Genomic DNA, 15,618 nt, shown 5'->3' with positions numbered 1-15,618 from the left:
TGTATTACATTATTATAATCTAATTTCCTACTATATCACTATCATAATGGCTAACAAAATTCAAAAAAAAGTAGTAAATATTTTAGACTTTATTTTAAGAAATTAAAAGAATTGGATAAGATGTAGAATAAAGAAGCAGCCTATCGGCTGCTTCTTTATTCTATTAATTTTTTGAAATTAATTCTTATTTCCAAATTCAAATGATGTACTGAAATCATTTTTAAGAATGATGAAAGCATCAAACTTTTTACCGTTCTTGCTTTTCATGTTTTTGATTAATGATGTTTTGTTTTGAGTTAATAGTAAAGTAAGATCTTTAATACTGAGTTGTATTCCGCATATGGTTCTAAAGAGAATCCAACCGCATTGTTCATCTGGGCATTTGACAATTTTATCCTTGATAATAACATTATGTTGTTGGCATTTGGGGCATTTTAGTTGTGGAATATTTTCTTGGGGAATATGGAGTGATAGAAGTTCGCTGGTGATTTCAGTTGTGTAGTGTTGGATGTCGTTCATGAATTGAGTTTTATTGAGTTCGCCTTTTTCAATTCTGTCTAGTGCTATTTCCCATTCTGCGGTCATCTGGACATTAGCAATTTTCTTGTCTTTGACAAGGTTGTAAACCTGTATGCCTTTATCTGTAGGAATTAATGTTTTGCTTTTTCTGATGATATAGTTTCTACTGAGCAGCGTTTCGATAATGGAAGCTCTTGTGGCTGGTGTTCCGATGCCGATATTGGATAGTGCTTTTTGTTCTTCTTTATTTTCAACAGATCGGCCTGCATTTTCCATCGCTGATAAGAGATCGGCTTCAGTAAAAAGTTTGCGGGGCTGGGTAGTTTTTTCCAGTAAGTCAGTTTTTGATATTTTCAGCTCATCTCCTATTTTGAATTCCGGAAGTTCTATAAGAGCTTCGTTAGAATCAGTTGAATTTTCATTATCAATGAGAATTCCTTTGATGCCCCGCCAACCTTGATTTAGTATTTTTGATCCCTTGATCTGGAATTCATAATGATGTACTTTGATGGTGATGTGGCTGACTTGTTTGATGCAGGTATGGGATAAGGATTCCAATAAGCGGTAAGCCATCATATCATAAATGGCTTTTTCAGTAGCAGTAAGTGCGGAAGGTGTTTTGGTTGTTATAAGTAATCCGTGATGGTCGGTAACTTTTAGATTATTCACAATCCGCTTGTTAAAGTTTCCAAACTTTAAAGTAGATATGGGAGGCTTGAAATGATCGGTTGCATTGAGAATTCTGACCAGTTCAGGAATTTCAGGCCATAAGTCTTCTGGAATATACTTGCTCCCGGTTCTGGGATAGGTAATGAATTTCTTTTCATACAAGCTTTGGGCAATCTGTAAAACCTCATCAGCAGAAAGACCAAGCTTTCTGTTGGCTTCTTTTTGTAATTCTGTGAGATCGAAAAGTAAGGGAGCCTGTTCCTTCACTGTTGTAATGGATACATCTTCTACAACAGCTCTTCCCTTCCGCTCTATGGATTTTTGGATTTGTTCTGCCTGCTTTTTTTCTTCCCATTGTAATAGTGAAAGGCTGGTAAAGTCTGTATATTCTTTTCTATGGCTCAACTGGATTTGAAAATACTTTTGCTTGGTGAAGTTTTGATTCTGCAGGAATCTTTGGCAGATTAATGCAAGCGTTGGGGTCTGCACTCTGCCTAAAGAATAAACATCTTGGTTTCCTGCGATGGTTAATGCCTGGGTAGCATTGATTCCTACCAGCCAGTCCGCTTCGCTTCTGGCTTTAGCAGCTTGATATAAACCATCAAAGGAATCGCCTGGCTGAAGGTTTTTAAAACCGTCCTGTATTGCCTTTTCGGTAAGGGAGCTTATCCATAATCTTTCAAAGGGTTTGTTGCATTCTATGTGGTGATAGATATAGCGGAAAATCAGTTCTCCTTCCCTTCCTGCATCTGTTGCGACAATGATACTGCTGCATTGATTGATGACTTGTTTTATGATGTTGAGTTGTTTTAAAGCCGAAGGATCAGGCCCATCGCCTTTTGCTTTCTTTAGTTTTTTAGGAGTTAGAATAAAAGGATTCGGAAAGATAGGCAAAGAGGCTTTGTTAAAGCCTCTTATACCATAATCTTCCGGCATTCCTAATGCGATCAGATGTCCTAATGCCCAGGTGACACAATATCCGTTACCGAATAAATAACCATCCATCTTTTCATGGGCTCCTAATAATTGTGCGATTTCTCTTGCAACACTCGGTTTTTCTGCGATGATTGCTATCATATGAAAGATTTAAATGATTATTATAGTTTTTGCCTTCTTGGTTTTCTAACCTTTTTTTGCTGATCCTCCTGCTGTTTATTGGTAGGCTGCTGCTGTTTTGATGCTAAAGGCTCCTTCACATTTTTAGTAGCTTCATTGGTTTTACCATGGGTGTTAACCGCTGTTTGGATTTTATGATCTTCTGTAGGTTTTGCCTCTTCTTTAAGTTTATTAGGATGAGTGAATGAAAAGTCGGTTTTGGAAGTTTCTTTGTTGAAGGTAATATAGCCTTGATAGGCTTTACCTGTAGCATCGGTAAGACCGTCAACATAAACGGTCTGTCCCGCTTTAAACTTTTCATATTGTGAATCGTCCAGTTCTTTTCCTCTGAATATTTTGGATGCTTCTTTATCCGTAGGTTGAGTTTGTTGTTGGTTATGATGCTGTTGTTGACTTTGCTTCGGTGCCTGGTTATTGTTGAATAAAAATTCCACATACCGCTTATCCGCATTGAACTGTACGGTGGCATCAAAAAGTTCACCTTTTTTAGAGGTCATACCTTCAAGGTACAATGGTGCTCCTTCCAGTAAGGTTTGTTTCTGATGTTCATCAAGCCTAATTCCTTTAATTTCATCAGGAATTTTCATGTACTCCGCTCTATAGGCAACCAATTCATTGGTTAAACGGTCACGGCTGATTACTGATGGAATGATTTCATCTGTTTTAGGATTGACAAGATCTACTACCCTGCCCATATTCCCGGTTTCTTTCAGATTCTTTTTGTCTTCATCACTAAACTGATGACCTAAGAATTTATTGTTAAGGTTAGGCTCTTTGCGGATTCCATGCAGATGAACGGTAACCTGTCCGGTATCTCCTGTTTGAAGGGATAACCGGACATCCATTTTGCTCACTGCCGTTCCCATATTAATGGATATCGGGATTAATGTATTGGTTTTAAAACCTCTGAGTAATGCATCCATCGCATTCATTTTTTCAAGCTTCTCCTGATTAAGTCCGAATTTTCCCATCGTTTTCCAGTCGATCTGTTCCGGCTTAAAACGATATTCCTGATTGTCTGTGTTGTTGTCCATTGTATTTTGATTTTTTGGATTATTGTTATATTGAGGTAAAACTTCGTAGTCTTTCAGCTTTTCTTTTTCTTCGGGGGATGCCTGATCGATATATTTTTGAAGATCGTTAGCAGTATTAACAGCATCGTATTCTGAAACTTTGAAAAAGTTGAAATGCGTAGGATTTTTAAGCTGTCGGTAAAAGTTAGAAAAGAAGTTGGAGAATAGATCGCCATGTTTATCTACCCTGATCAGCTGTTCATTATCCTTTTTTTCTTGTGGAGGAACCTTTTGAAGATTCCCATCCTGATCAACTCCCTTGACCATCTCAACCTGGTTGGTATGAATGTTCAGGACAAGGAGTGTGTCTGTTGATGGTTTAAGTTCATCAGGTTCCTGAGAGTTTATCAATTCATTTTCCATTGTATTTCATTTAATGGAACCAAGATATTGGCTCAATTAAGAAAATCCTGAAGATTGGAATAGTGATGAATGATTTGGCTCTAGATGTCTTGTTACTATCAAGAGTTTAAACACTCTCTGATCAATTGATGGACATCAGAAAGCTTATAGTACAGCTTTCCGCTAATGGTATAGTAAGGCAGCTTTTTATCAGTACGGTAACGCTGTAATGATCGGGAACTTATTTTTAAAAGCTGTAAAACATCCTGGTTATCCAGAAGCTGTTCGCCGTCTATTTCAATAAATTTCGACTGGTTCTTGAGCATCTGTTCTTTCAGTAGGTCAAATCTTTCCATGATTCTCTCCATCCAGGCTATAAATTCTGTTCTTTCGATATTCATAACTGTGATTTTTATGATTGCTGGTGATGTAAAATTGGACAACAGAAATCATATAAAATCACTACTTTTTCGTAGTAATGAAAAGATTTATTTTACTATCAGTAAATCTTTTATCAAAAAAAATCGATATTTATAGTAAAATAATAAAGACTGTGGACATAGCCGAACAGCTTTTTGGAAATGGTGCTGAAAGATTTCAGACTGTGTTGAAATTAAAATAGCAGAACTTAATTGAAACTTAAAGATTTGACGAGGAGCAATTGGGCTTCTAGCTAATAGACCAGGTTTTGAACGGCTATTTACTAACTGGATAAAGAACTCAATTCACCATATTTTGACTATGTTTTAGTTATGATGTTTCACGGTGGAGACGATTTCAACATCAAGACCAAGCAGGATATTATACTTACTTGTGCAAGGAGCATGGGATAGACGTAGAGGTTTTACTGATACAAGTAATCAAAAGATGGAGCAGAATTATTAATTACAGATTGTATTAATTTGTTCATCCAAAGTAACTGTCCCGGAGTGAGCTTTACACTAAAAAGACTGCACAACAAAAATAATGACAAAACCTTTTTCATACATTGGTGTTATTAACCATTTAGAAGATGCTGTATCAAAAGGATTTTCCTTTGCTCCCATAAAAACAGATCCTATCCTTTTATACATCATTGGCTTCGGTCTATGTTATTATTCTTATGTAAAGGTATAATACATAAAAATACATTTTTTATGGGTTCCAATAATATAAAAACACCACCTCTTTAAGGTGGTATTATGCTATTGTTTTGTTAAAATAATTTCCTTTGGTATTGGTTCTGGCCTTTGATCTCCCGGTTTACCATAATAGAAGCAATCAGGCTCTATTAAATCACTAGTCTCTGCAAATTTTAATTTTAATTGCGTTTTTGTGGTATTTGTAAATTCAATAATTAAACCTCCGCTCTTTAAGCATAAATCAGGATCAATATACTATAAAACATACTTTCCACTGGGTGATATTTTAACTCCCTTAATTTTAGATTGAGTATCCGAAACATTTAAATTATCAAATAAAATGTTTCCATTAGAATCTTTAACTTGAAACTTTCCAATTAATATATCTTGATAATATGGATTGTTTTGTAGATGAGTAAAATAATATTTTATTTTTTTTTAAATTAATTAGAAAGGTTTTATTTTTCCAAGTTCCTTTCCACGAGCCTTCAAATGCAGGAAGTTGTAAATCGTCAGCAAAAAGTGGACATTTGATATTAAAAAGTTAAGGTAGTATTTATAATGAATACACTTATATACTCTTGGCATGTAGATAAAAAGGCTTCCTGTATTCCTCTCTTCTCCGTAAATAATAGTATTATCAACCTTAGCTGATATATAGATATATCTTTAAAAAGAATCTTTGTATTATAAAAATATTTAAATTTGTTTAATAGCCATCAAATCTTAATTATCATATATACAGTTAAGAGTGACCAAAAATATTAATATTGCACATTATACCTTGCATATTTCATCTTTAATTTAAAAAATATAAAAATGAAAAGAAGAACATTGCTTTTAGTATTTTTTTCCGCTTTTGTATAATTCTCAAATTGAACTTAATACTACCCATCTTCACTTTTTATTTATTTAGATATTGACGCAAATTAGTTAGATCCTTGATAATATTAAGTCATCAATATAGCCAGTACAAAATAATGCATAAAACTTATTAACTAAGGATTATTGGCTTAGATATGGTACAACAGAGAAAGTATTATCAACATACCACTTACCGGTTACACTTTTGTGATTGTTCCACGGTGTTGAGCATAGTTATAGTCCCTTATTACCATTTGATAAGTTACACCATTATATGTAATCAATTACATTGATTGTAATATCTGGAATGCTATTTAAAACTTTAAATTTACCATGCTTAATCCATAGTAGTAAAAAATAAATAGAATTATCCTTACTTTAGTAAGCTTTCAAGCAAGCTTTATCATTGAACGCGCTATTAATTTTTACGATGCATTTTCTATCTTTCGCTTTGAGAAACATGACCATTTACTATATCCGTTAAGATTATAATAAAAGTTTCCTTTTCTCTAATTAGTAATATCTATACCCACCCATCCTGTGTCAGACCAGCATATTAAAACACATAATCAATAGTGATTCAACTATTTAAAATTTTTCTGACGATTTAATTAATTTCTAAAAAACCTCATAAACATGTAGTCTCCTACTGCTCCCACTTCAGAAGCATAAAACATTCGGGTAGAAAGATTATAGGATTTAACAGTTGTACCATCAGCAGGGGATGGATCATAGGTGTCTAACTGCATGATTGTTCCCTCAGAGTTTTGAGACCCATAACTATAGGTTTCTACCCAAACATTGGGTTGTAATGTATATGGACCATCATAAGTTGTACTAGAATTACTAGTATGTCCCCAAACGGCAAAATAATAAGCATAAATTGGATGGCTACCTATATTCCTGAAGGAAATCGTTCCAGCAGTATTTGTTCCATTATATCTAACTTGAAGATTTCCTAATTGTATAACAGAATTTGTAGCTGTACTTGCATTAATAAAGCCCTGATAATTTACACTTGATCCACTTTGAGTGCCAGTTGTTTGATTGGTTTTATACCATTTTGTACCATCGTTATAGTATATTCCAGGAGTTACATCATTAGGAGATACTCCGGCAGAAGCTGTATTGTATACTAACATTCCTGCAGTATGTGAAGATAAAGGAGCACTGGCATTCGTACCTGTAAGAGCAATTCGAGGCATTAAAAACCCTTTATTTGGTGCAGATGTGTCAAGGATAGCATCATTGTTGGGAGCTGTGGTTCCAATTCCCACGTTTCCGGGACCACTAAATCTTAAAGTATTGCCTCCTAAATCTACATTTCTATTACCTGTAAGGCTTCCGTCGGTTGTATAAATATTAGCACCCGATGATCCGCCACCGCCGGCAAACTTTTGCCATGTACTGCCTTCAAAATAATAATAACCTGTTGTATTGATATTAACCGCTTGCCCTGTTGCCGTTCCTGTAGAAGCATCATTTACATAAATAAACGTTCCATTTTGAACTCCCACCATAGTCGAAGCTTTTAATCGGTCAACCCTAGGAGCAATAATTCCATCAACACTTGTTGTAGATGTATTTTTAGCAACGACATCTAAGGTAGCCCCTGGTGATGTTGTATTAACACCAACTTGTGCATTTAAAAATGAAATCCCTCCAAGGATTCCAAATAAAAAGGTCTTGTTTTTCATTTGAATAGTTTTAAGTTAATATTTTCTCAAATAATGTAATTTGGATTTGTTAAGCTACTAGGTAATATTAAAAAGCATATTTTATTAGGAAAACAGGCGAAGGAGGAGTATAATTTTGTGTTTTTAGAATCATTTTCTTGGATTCGCCCGTTCCCTAATTAAGCATTCATCAATATAATTATTTAGAATATTGTAACTCAACATTCAATGTTTGCTTATAATCCTTGCCAAAAGTAAAAACTATTAATTTAAATCTAAAAAATATAAGTATCACATTAATATCACTAATACAATTTTATTAAAATTTTTCATCATACATATAATAATCAAACCTTATTACATGTAGCAGTACAACTGAATTTAACCAATACATTAGAACTACAGATATCCATTAATGAATCAATACCAATATTTTAAATATCTATAAATGAAGTACTTGTATAGTATTTTTATACATACAAGCAATAAGAATACGATTGTTTACTTTATCATAGGCAATATCAGCCATTCCATTTTCATTTTCCATCAAAACGCTTATAGATTTTTTATCGGAGCCCAATTTCAATATCCGGGAAGATTTCCAATCATTCGACCATGAAGAGACATAGATATTATCATTCTTGTCAATTATTATTCCATCTAAATTTGAGAAAGGTATTGCTATCTTATCTTCTATTTTTCTACTCTTGGGATCTAAAATATATATTGCATTATTAGTTTCATTAGTTGTACATATATAAAGAAGTTTTGTTTTCAAATCATAAAAAAGACCATTAGGAGTTAAAATATTATTTTCTTTTAATAACGGATTAAAAGAACCGGAAACAATATTAACTTCATATACTTGATTAGCTCCTCTATCAGTCACATAAACCACCCCTCGTTCATCAACTTCAATATCATTCAACTGTATGGCACCTGGTATTGATATTGTTTTAATCAGTTTATAACTTTTTGCATCATATAATGCTACTTCATCAGACAATCCATTTTCTTTTGTATTATCTTGGTCAATAGCACATATAATATATTTTCCATAGCGTTTAATTCCCAAATATTGTCCTTTTCCTTCCTTTTTCACCTCAGTTGTTTTCTTTTTAGAATCAACAACAATAAAACCTCCAGAGCTTCCTCCAATATTGGATATATAATAAGTTTCTGTATTAGGATCAAAATCAACACTTTCCGGTTTGTTAAGAATTTGACCATAAGAATATTGAAATAATAAATGTAATGTTACCCATGTAACAGCTAAACGAAAACACATATCTTAATTTTTTTTACAAAAATCCACATTTATAAAAACATGTAAATTATCACATGAATATCTCTTTTCATTAAAGTATTTTAAACTTTCTCAAACTGTTTTCAAGAACATTTTAAAATATCCTATTACTCTCATAATTATTATTGTACATAAACAAGAATATTATTAATTTTATCATCATTGTACTGTTATTTGTAAATACGAGATATCACATATATATCACTTTTAACCAAACGTCATAAAGTATTTTTTGATATTTCTATTTTTGCTGGCCTAAATTCATACTGTTCGTATAACTTATTAGAAGGTATGATATATAGAACTAATTATCACTATAATTTGTACACATGAAAAAAATTCCATATTGTTTTTTGCTATTATGCATTTTTGTAAATCTTCATAGCCAAGAAATTGATCCCCATTTAGTAACTCAGCGAGCTTCTACTAATGAAACAAAAGAAATTAAGCGTTTTTTAGCTCTATCTAAAAAGCAATACGAGGAAATGGATTTTAAAGCCAGCCAAAAAAGTGCCAATAAAGCCTTACTAAAAAGCCAAAAAATCCATTACTCTTATGGCATCGCATACAGCAATTTTTATATTGCCCAATCCCTTTTTGACATCGGGAAACCAAATATTGCTCTACAATATTTATTAGCGGCAGAAAAAGAAGAGTATTCCCAGGAGAGCCCAATATTAATGTCTGATATTTATATAAAAAGGAGTAATATATATAGCTCTCTAATGATGCCTGGAAAGGCAGTTGAGATACAAAAACAAGGTTTTAAATTTATAAACAAAATTAAAGATAAAAAAAGCATAGTTCTACAAGAAATTAAAGCATATAATAATTTGGTTTATTTATATCTTGCTGAAAATAATCAGGATTCTATTCGGTTTTACTTAGCAAAAACTAAACATAATATTAATATCATAGGTGAGTCCAGGGTGCCAACAGAAGAAATTACTACAAATTATAATTTAATTGGAATATCCCAACTTTCAAATAAACACTATGACTCAGTAGAATACTGCTTAAAGAAGTCTCTGAAAATTGCAAAAGCCAGAAAATTCAAAAGTACAAACTTCACTTATTTAATTTGGGGAGATATGAAAAAGGAAATGAATCAACCTGATTCAGCGTTATACTACTATACAACAGCATTAAAAAATACTCAAGAGCTACGGCTCACAAAGGCATATCCCTTTATTTATCATCGCATTGCTGATGTTTATCAATCAAAAGGAAATATGGAAAAATCCAATGAATTTAATGCTAAAATTATAGATTTTCAGGATAAATCTATAAAACAGATTTCAAATAATCAGGAAGAGGCTGTTGAAAATTTAATTACCGATGAAAAAACGAAATCAAAAACCCATATAACTCAATATCTCATCTGGTTTGTATTATTAACTCTCATTATTTCGATCTTAATTTTTTATTATTTTACAGGACGACAACGTTTAATAAAAAACAAAATTAACATTCAAAATAGTATAATAGCAGAGAAAGAAGAAAAAAATTTATCACTAGAGCAGAAAATAAATGAAGCATTTGATGAAGTAATAAGGCTAGCCAAAGAAAATAGCACGGAGTTTATCAAACGATTTGATGAAGTATACCCAACAGTTATTCCTACTCTACTAAAAATAGATCCCAAACTTCAGACCCGGGAGCTTACATTTTGTGGATACCTATACTTAAATTTTTCAACTAAAGAAATTGCGCAGTACACTTTTGTCACTCCTAGAGCTGTTCAGCTTAGGAAAAACAGACTCCGTAAGAAGCTTAATATTCCTTCTGATCAGGATATTTATTTATGGATGAAAAACAAGGCAATGGATCATAATTAAACAACATTATAAATAATATATTGGTTTACAAATCATTAATTTAAAACAGAGAAAGGTATGTGATATCTATTAATTTGTAAAATTTGATTCCCTACCCTATGTTTGCTGTATAAATAACCGTATATCTAAACTGTTATGAATAACGTAAAAGATATCCACATTGGAACTCTCATTAAACAAATAGTATTGGAGGATAAAATTAAAATATCCCGTATATGCACTTTCTTAAATGCTACGGAAGCGGAAATTAATGATATGTACAATTCTGAAAGCCTTGATTCAGCAATATTATTAAGATGGTCAAAGCTTTTGGAATATGATCTCTTCAGAATCTTCTCACAACATTTGATTTTATATTCCCCACCGTCGAAAAGAGAACGAGAAAATGTTAAAAAAAAATCTACCGTTCCTCAATTTAGAAAAAATATTTATACCAAAGAACTCATAGATTACATTATCGAAATTGTGATAAAGGGAGAGATGTCCAGAAAAGAAGTAGTTCAAGAGTATGGAATTCCAAAAACAACTCTATATAGGTGGCTGGTAAAATACAGTCCCAAAATCAACGAACAATTTTCAAAATAAAGTTAAAAGTATGGAAGATAAAAAAACATCAATTAATTATGGTAAAATTTATTTGGATATTATTTCTAAAAAATTTCCCGAAAAAGCTACAGAATTTGAAGAGGCATTACAAAAGACAACTCTTACTGCATTAGACATCATTAAAATAAATCAAAAAATATACGGGTTAACTAATCAGGAATCGAATACACAAAGTCAAAAATTTCGTTCATATGATCGTGCTTCAATAATAGAAATGTTAGATTATCAAAAAAATAACCTTTTGAATAATACACAAACCGCTAAACATTTCAGTATCAGTAGAAATACTATTACAAAATGGAAGAAAAAATATTATTAATACTGAATTAGTATATTTCCCAAGACCTATAAGCAATATTTTTTCTATAAGCTGCTTTGAACACTTTATGGAAAATAATATCCCCTCTCTTAACTTCTGGGCTACCCATAAAAATAAAAAGTAACAAGGGAAAATTTTTCTCATTTTATAATAAATAAAATATACAAAACTCATTTTCTGCACTTAATAATTTCGAGATACAGAGATAATCTTATATTTTTCAATTTTCCTAATATTCTTAAAGCTAATCATAATCACTAAAAGTTTTACTTATTATCCAATGAATAATTTAGCCAAGTTGGGATAGGAAACATCTAAAATGATATAAAACCAGAAATGTAACATTTCTGGTTTTACTTTTCCCAATATTCATATTCATTAATAGAAAATAAAAATACTGGGAAATAGATTCCCAGTATCAAACACAAAACTATGAAAAAAAGAACTCATAGAACATTTAATAATGATCACAAGTAATAAAAAAAACCTATAACGTAGGGCTATCTATCCCCCTATTCTATCTGGACATGCTTGTGTATTTATACACCGCCAAGCGAATGTTGCTCCTTCATCAATTGAAGTATAAATTTTCAAACAATTGTCTGTCATATCATATACTATCATTCCCTCTACAAAATCTGAAGGAGGAATTCCGACCGGATTTCCCAAGCTATTAAATTGCACCCTATTTACTACCAATCCTTTAAATTTAGATTCCAATACCAGCCAAGCCCCTTTTCTTGTCAAAGGCCAATGGTCAGAACCAACAACATCTTTTCCTTTATTCAGAGAGGATATCCCCATTTTACTATCCAAAGATTTTTTAGAAACTTCTGTAATTCCAGGTTTATAACAAAGACAGTCTGTTGTTATCACCTTAGCAGTAGGAGAGTTTTTGCTACCCTCACTGCTAGTAACAGTTGCATAATAATAATCTGTTTTAGAAGAAGAGGAAGCAGGAGGAATAAAAGTATTTGTATTCGCTCCATTAATAATAGTCCCTCCCATATTACTGTCTACAGAATTCTTAAACCACTGGTAAGATAAAACTTCAGAATCCGAAGATAATACGGAAACCGTAATAGGTGTCGGAACAGTATTTTTACATACTGTTTGAGTACTGGGATGAATAGACGAAATTTTTAAAGCAGATACAATACTGGCAGTACAAATTGATAATAACGAACCTCCATCTCCTCCCAATCCGCTAACTGTTAATTGAGTATAAGCTGTAGGAGCATGTATTTCGAATAGGCCACCGCCTCCGCCATGTTGTGCTCCACTCCCCGAAAATATCGCGTTATCTATAATGGTCGAATAACAACTGTTATCAGAAAAAATTGATACAGCCCCCCCATTAGAATTAAAAACAAAATCTTGATTATTAACTTCTCCCGTAGCTCCCAAAATAAAAATCAAATTATTAACGGGTTCATCAAACAAAAATGTAACCGCCCATTCAGTTCCTTCACTTGGTCCCAAAGGAGCAGTACGACCAACCCAAAGAGATTTTTCACTCAATCTCCCCCCACATGTTGGATAGCTGTCGTTAAAGCTGACCACATTTCCTGTTGAAACAGTTGTAACCTTAATCTCATTAACTATAACTTCACCGTTTACTGGTATATTTAAAGTCGGGCCCGGGCAATTAATCGTTTGTGCATGCAATCCCTTCAAGGTCACTAAAAAAATGAATAAAATGAGCCCTAGAAATCTATCTTTCCGCATTGTTAATTTCCTTTAAATTTTATGTATTAGAAACAGATATTACCCTTAATTGCTATTGATGCACTTACATACTTAAGTACATCTAATAATAAAAATTAAAGCAACATCATACTTAGTGAAGAGTAACTCCGGATTTAAGTAAATACACTTATATTAATAAATCTTCTTTTGTAAAACAAAGGTAAATCATCCAACTGATAATAATCTTAAGAAATATTATTCACTTTCTATTGAATTTAATGTTTTTTTGTATAAAAAAGCTCCAAGTAAAAGGAAGATTTTTCACCATTTATCTTTGTTCTATATACTTTCTAATATAAAATCTATACATATACGAAAGTATTTATCATATATATTATATTTTAAGAATTTTATCATATGTGAATTATTTACTTTTATGATATCTTATATAAAAGGCCTGGATTATTTTAATCCAGGCCTTTAAAAACTAATCAAATATTCAATATTAAAATAACACTATATTTCCGAATTTAGTATAAAGTCAGCAGCACGGTCTCCGATCATAATGCAAGCTGCGTTTGTATTACCTGTGTTTATCATTGGCATGATAGAGCCATCAGCTACTCTAAGATTCTTAACACCATATACCTTTAACCGTGGGTCGACAACTGCCATTTTGTCTACACCCATTTTAGCTGTACCCACTTGGTGGTGATCACTGACAGCATGGGCCTTAATAAAGTTTTCAAGATCTTCAATACTATCAACTTCAGCTCCTGGAGAAAATTCCTTTTTAATAAGCGACCCCATTTGCTTTCCAGTAACTAATTTACGAAGAAAAAGCGTTTGCAGTACAAGTGCATTCAAATCATCCGGATCTTCTAAAAATCTCGGATCAATAATAGGTTTATCATTGGGGTTGTTTGATTTTAGTTTAATTATCCCTCTACTTTGTGGGTGTAATAATGTTGAAACAATTGTAAAACCATTTTCAGGTGATTTTTCCATGGGATATGGAAATGTTATAAGAATTGGTTGCATGTCCGGTACCTTCATATCTGGTTTTGTTTTCCAAAAAAATGTTCCTTCCAAACCTTGGGCTTTAGACAGAGGAATATTTTCATGTGTCTCCCATACATGCGGAACATTAATATGGTCTTGTAAATTCTGTCCCACACCTGGTAAATGTACTTTTGAACTAATACCTACTTCTTTAAGATGCTCCTGATCTCCTATTCCTGACAGCATTAATATCTTTGGAGTATTAATTGAACCTGCACTTAATATAATATCATCTTTCGCATAAGCTTGTTCTTCATATTCGGAAGAATCAATGGTATATGCTACACCAACTGCTGTTTCGCCAGAAAATACTACCCGAGTAACATTGGCATTAACCAAAACAGTAAGATTAGGATGATTTTTTAAAGGCTCCAGGAAAGCAACCCAACTACTCATCCTTTTGTTATCTTTAAGGGTTAACCATGTATGATAGGCCCCAAACATCTCATTACCATCATTATAATTTGGGTTATAAGGAATTCCCAAATCAATAGCATCGGCAATGAACGCCTTTGTAATATCAGTCGGTTGGGGGTTTAAAGTTATAGGCAAATCACCCTTAGTTCCCAATTCATCCTTATTAATAGCATCCTCTTCAGGAATAAATTGCTCGAATCTTTTAAAATTATTTTTTACTGATTCATAATCCCAACCATGGTTTCCCAAATAGGCCCAGGTATCAAAATCTTGTTTTGCACCTCTTACATAGATCATTCCATTAAATGAACTGCTCCCTCCCAAAGTTTTTCCCCTGGGAAAGGGTAACCTACGATTATTAGCAAATTTTTGAGGCTCTGTCTCAAAGGCCCAATCAACATCCGAATTCCATAATGCTATAGATCCCATTGGATCATGTATTTCGGGTTTATTATCAATAGGCCCAGCCTCAATAAGCAAAACTTTTTTACCCGCGTCAAGTAATCTCCTTGTTAAAATACATCCGGCTGACCCTGCACCTATTACAATATGATCATATTTCTGACCTATAGTATTTTCTTGTTTTTCCATATAATTAATTATATTTTATAAATATGTTAGTATCTCTTATTAAGTAATTTAACATCCAAGGTTTAGTTAAACTAAAAATCTTGTCTTTCAACTATAATAGCATTTCTGCTCACTTTAAAATGTTGAGATAATTGTTGGGTATAAGTCTATATTTTTTTCTTAAAAAATTCAAGAACAGCTCTCTATCATAAAAATCCAAATTCTATCACTCCGAATTATCAAGCTGTAAATTAGATGACACGGTTAAAAATAAATACTTACGGGAATCAATCACTCATTTATCCAAAGCACTGAAATAGAATAGCTTGTATTACAAAATTAGCTTATAGCATCAATAATTAACTTAAGAAATATTAAGAGAATGATAAATCTAAAAACTTTATAAGCTTAAATAAAATAAAGAAGTCCAT

The 15,618-nt window shown here is 32.5% G+C and carries 11 protein-coding genes; 4 read left to right on the top strand and 7 right to left on the bottom strand.

The window, feature by feature from the left end; genetic code table 11:
- Window positions 1-177: 177 nt before the first annotated feature.
- The 3 genes from ACNFU2_RS20185 to ACNFU2_RS20175 form a co-directional block, all read right to left on the bottom strand.
- Window positions 178-2,265, bottom strand: coding sequence for a DNA topoisomerase 3 (locus ACNFU2_RS20185; RefSeq protein WP_418122894.1), 2,088 nt, complete (start codon window positions 2,263-2,265; stop codon window positions 178-180).
- A gap of 20 nt (window positions 2,266-2,285) precedes the next feature.
- Complete coding sequence (locus tag ACNFU2_RS20180) at window positions 2,286-3,740, bottom strand: DUF3945 domain-containing protein (protein ID WP_418122892.1); 1,455 nt, start codon at window positions 3,738-3,740, stop codon at window positions 2,286-2,288.
- Between the two features lie 98 nt (window positions 3,741-3,838).
- Window positions 3,839-4,120: a helix-turn-helix domain-containing protein gene (locus ACNFU2_RS20175; RefSeq protein WP_418122890.1), complete on the bottom strand. Its 282-nt coding sequence runs from the start codon at window positions 4,118-4,120 to the stop codon at window positions 3,839-3,841.
- Between the two features lie 565 nt (window positions 4,121-4,685).
- Between ACNFU2_RS20175 and ACNFU2_RS20170 the strand changes: the two genes are divergently transcribed.
- Window positions 4,686-4,835: a hypothetical protein gene (locus ACNFU2_RS20170; RefSeq protein WP_273647244.1), complete on the top strand. Its 150-nt coding sequence runs from the start codon at window positions 4,686-4,688 to the stop codon at window positions 4,833-4,835.
- A gap of 1,480 nt (window positions 4,836-6,315) precedes the next feature.
- On the opposite strand, the gene ACNFU2_RS20165 is transcribed toward ACNFU2_RS20170, so the two are convergent.
- Together ACNFU2_RS20165 and ACNFU2_RS20160 are read right to left on the bottom strand one after the other, a co-directional pair.
- On the bottom strand, window positions 6,316-7,401 hold the full coding sequence (locus ACNFU2_RS20165) for a hypothetical protein (protein WP_273647242.1): 1,086 nt from the start codon (window positions 7,399-7,401) through the stop codon (window positions 6,316-6,318).
- Window positions 7,402-7,822: 421 nt separating this feature from the next.
- Window positions 7,823-8,668 (bottom strand): SMP-30/gluconolactonase/LRE family protein, encoded by an 846-nt coding sequence (locus ACNFU2_RS20160; protein WP_273647240.1) that lies wholly within the window; start codon window positions 8,666-8,668, stop codon window positions 7,823-7,825.
- Between the two features lie 347 nt (window positions 8,669-9,015).
- Between ACNFU2_RS20160 and ACNFU2_RS20155 the strand changes: the two genes are divergently transcribed.
- The 3 genes from ACNFU2_RS20155 to ACNFU2_RS20145 all read left to right on the top strand — a co-directional run bounded on the left by ACNFU2_RS20155 (window position 9,016) and on the right by ACNFU2_RS20145 (window position 11,449).
- The gene (locus tag ACNFU2_RS20155; RefSeq protein ID WP_273647239.1) at window positions 9,016-10,524 is read left to right on the top strand and encodes a helix-turn-helix transcriptional regulator; all 1,509 of its coding nucleotides are present in this window, start codon (window positions 9,016-9,018) and stop codon (window positions 10,522-10,524) included.
- 135 nt (window positions 10,525-10,659) lie between these two features.
- The gene (locus ACNFU2_RS20150; protein ID WP_418122887.1) at window positions 10,660-11,109 is read left to right on the top strand and encodes a helix-turn-helix domain-containing protein; all 450 of its coding nucleotides are present in this window, start codon (window positions 10,660-10,662) and stop codon (window positions 11,107-11,109) included.
- A 10-nt stretch (window positions 11,110-11,119) separates the two neighbouring features.
- On the top strand, window positions 11,120-11,449 hold the full coding sequence (locus ACNFU2_RS20145; protein ID WP_273647237.1) for a helix-turn-helix domain-containing protein: 330 nt from the start codon (window positions 11,120-11,122) through the stop codon (window positions 11,447-11,449).
- A gap of 504 nt (window positions 11,450-11,953) precedes the next feature.
- On the opposite strand, the gene ACNFU2_RS20140 is transcribed toward ACNFU2_RS20145, so the two are convergent.
- Window positions 11,954-13,177 carry a hypothetical protein gene (locus tag ACNFU2_RS20140; protein ID WP_273647236.1) on the bottom strand — a complete coding sequence of 408 codons (1,224 nt, stop codon included), beginning with the start codon at window positions 13,175-13,177 and terminating at the stop codon, window positions 11,954-11,956.
- Between the two features lie 477 nt (window positions 13,178-13,654).
- On the bottom strand, window positions 13,655-15,208 hold the full coding sequence (locus ACNFU2_RS20135; RefSeq protein WP_418122884.1) for a GMC family oxidoreductase: 1,554 nt from the start codon (window positions 15,206-15,208) through the stop codon (window positions 13,655-13,657).
- Window positions 15,209-15,618 lie beyond the last annotated feature (410 nt).

Origin of the sequence: Chryseobacterium sp. PTM-20240506, assembly GCF_048296755.1 — a bacterium.
In the GTDB taxonomy this organism is placed as follows: Bacteria; Bacteroidota; Bacteroidia; order Flavobacteriales; family Weeksellaceae; genus Chryseobacterium; species Chryseobacterium proteolyticum.
This window is presented reverse-complemented; position numbering and strand designations above follow the sequence as displayed.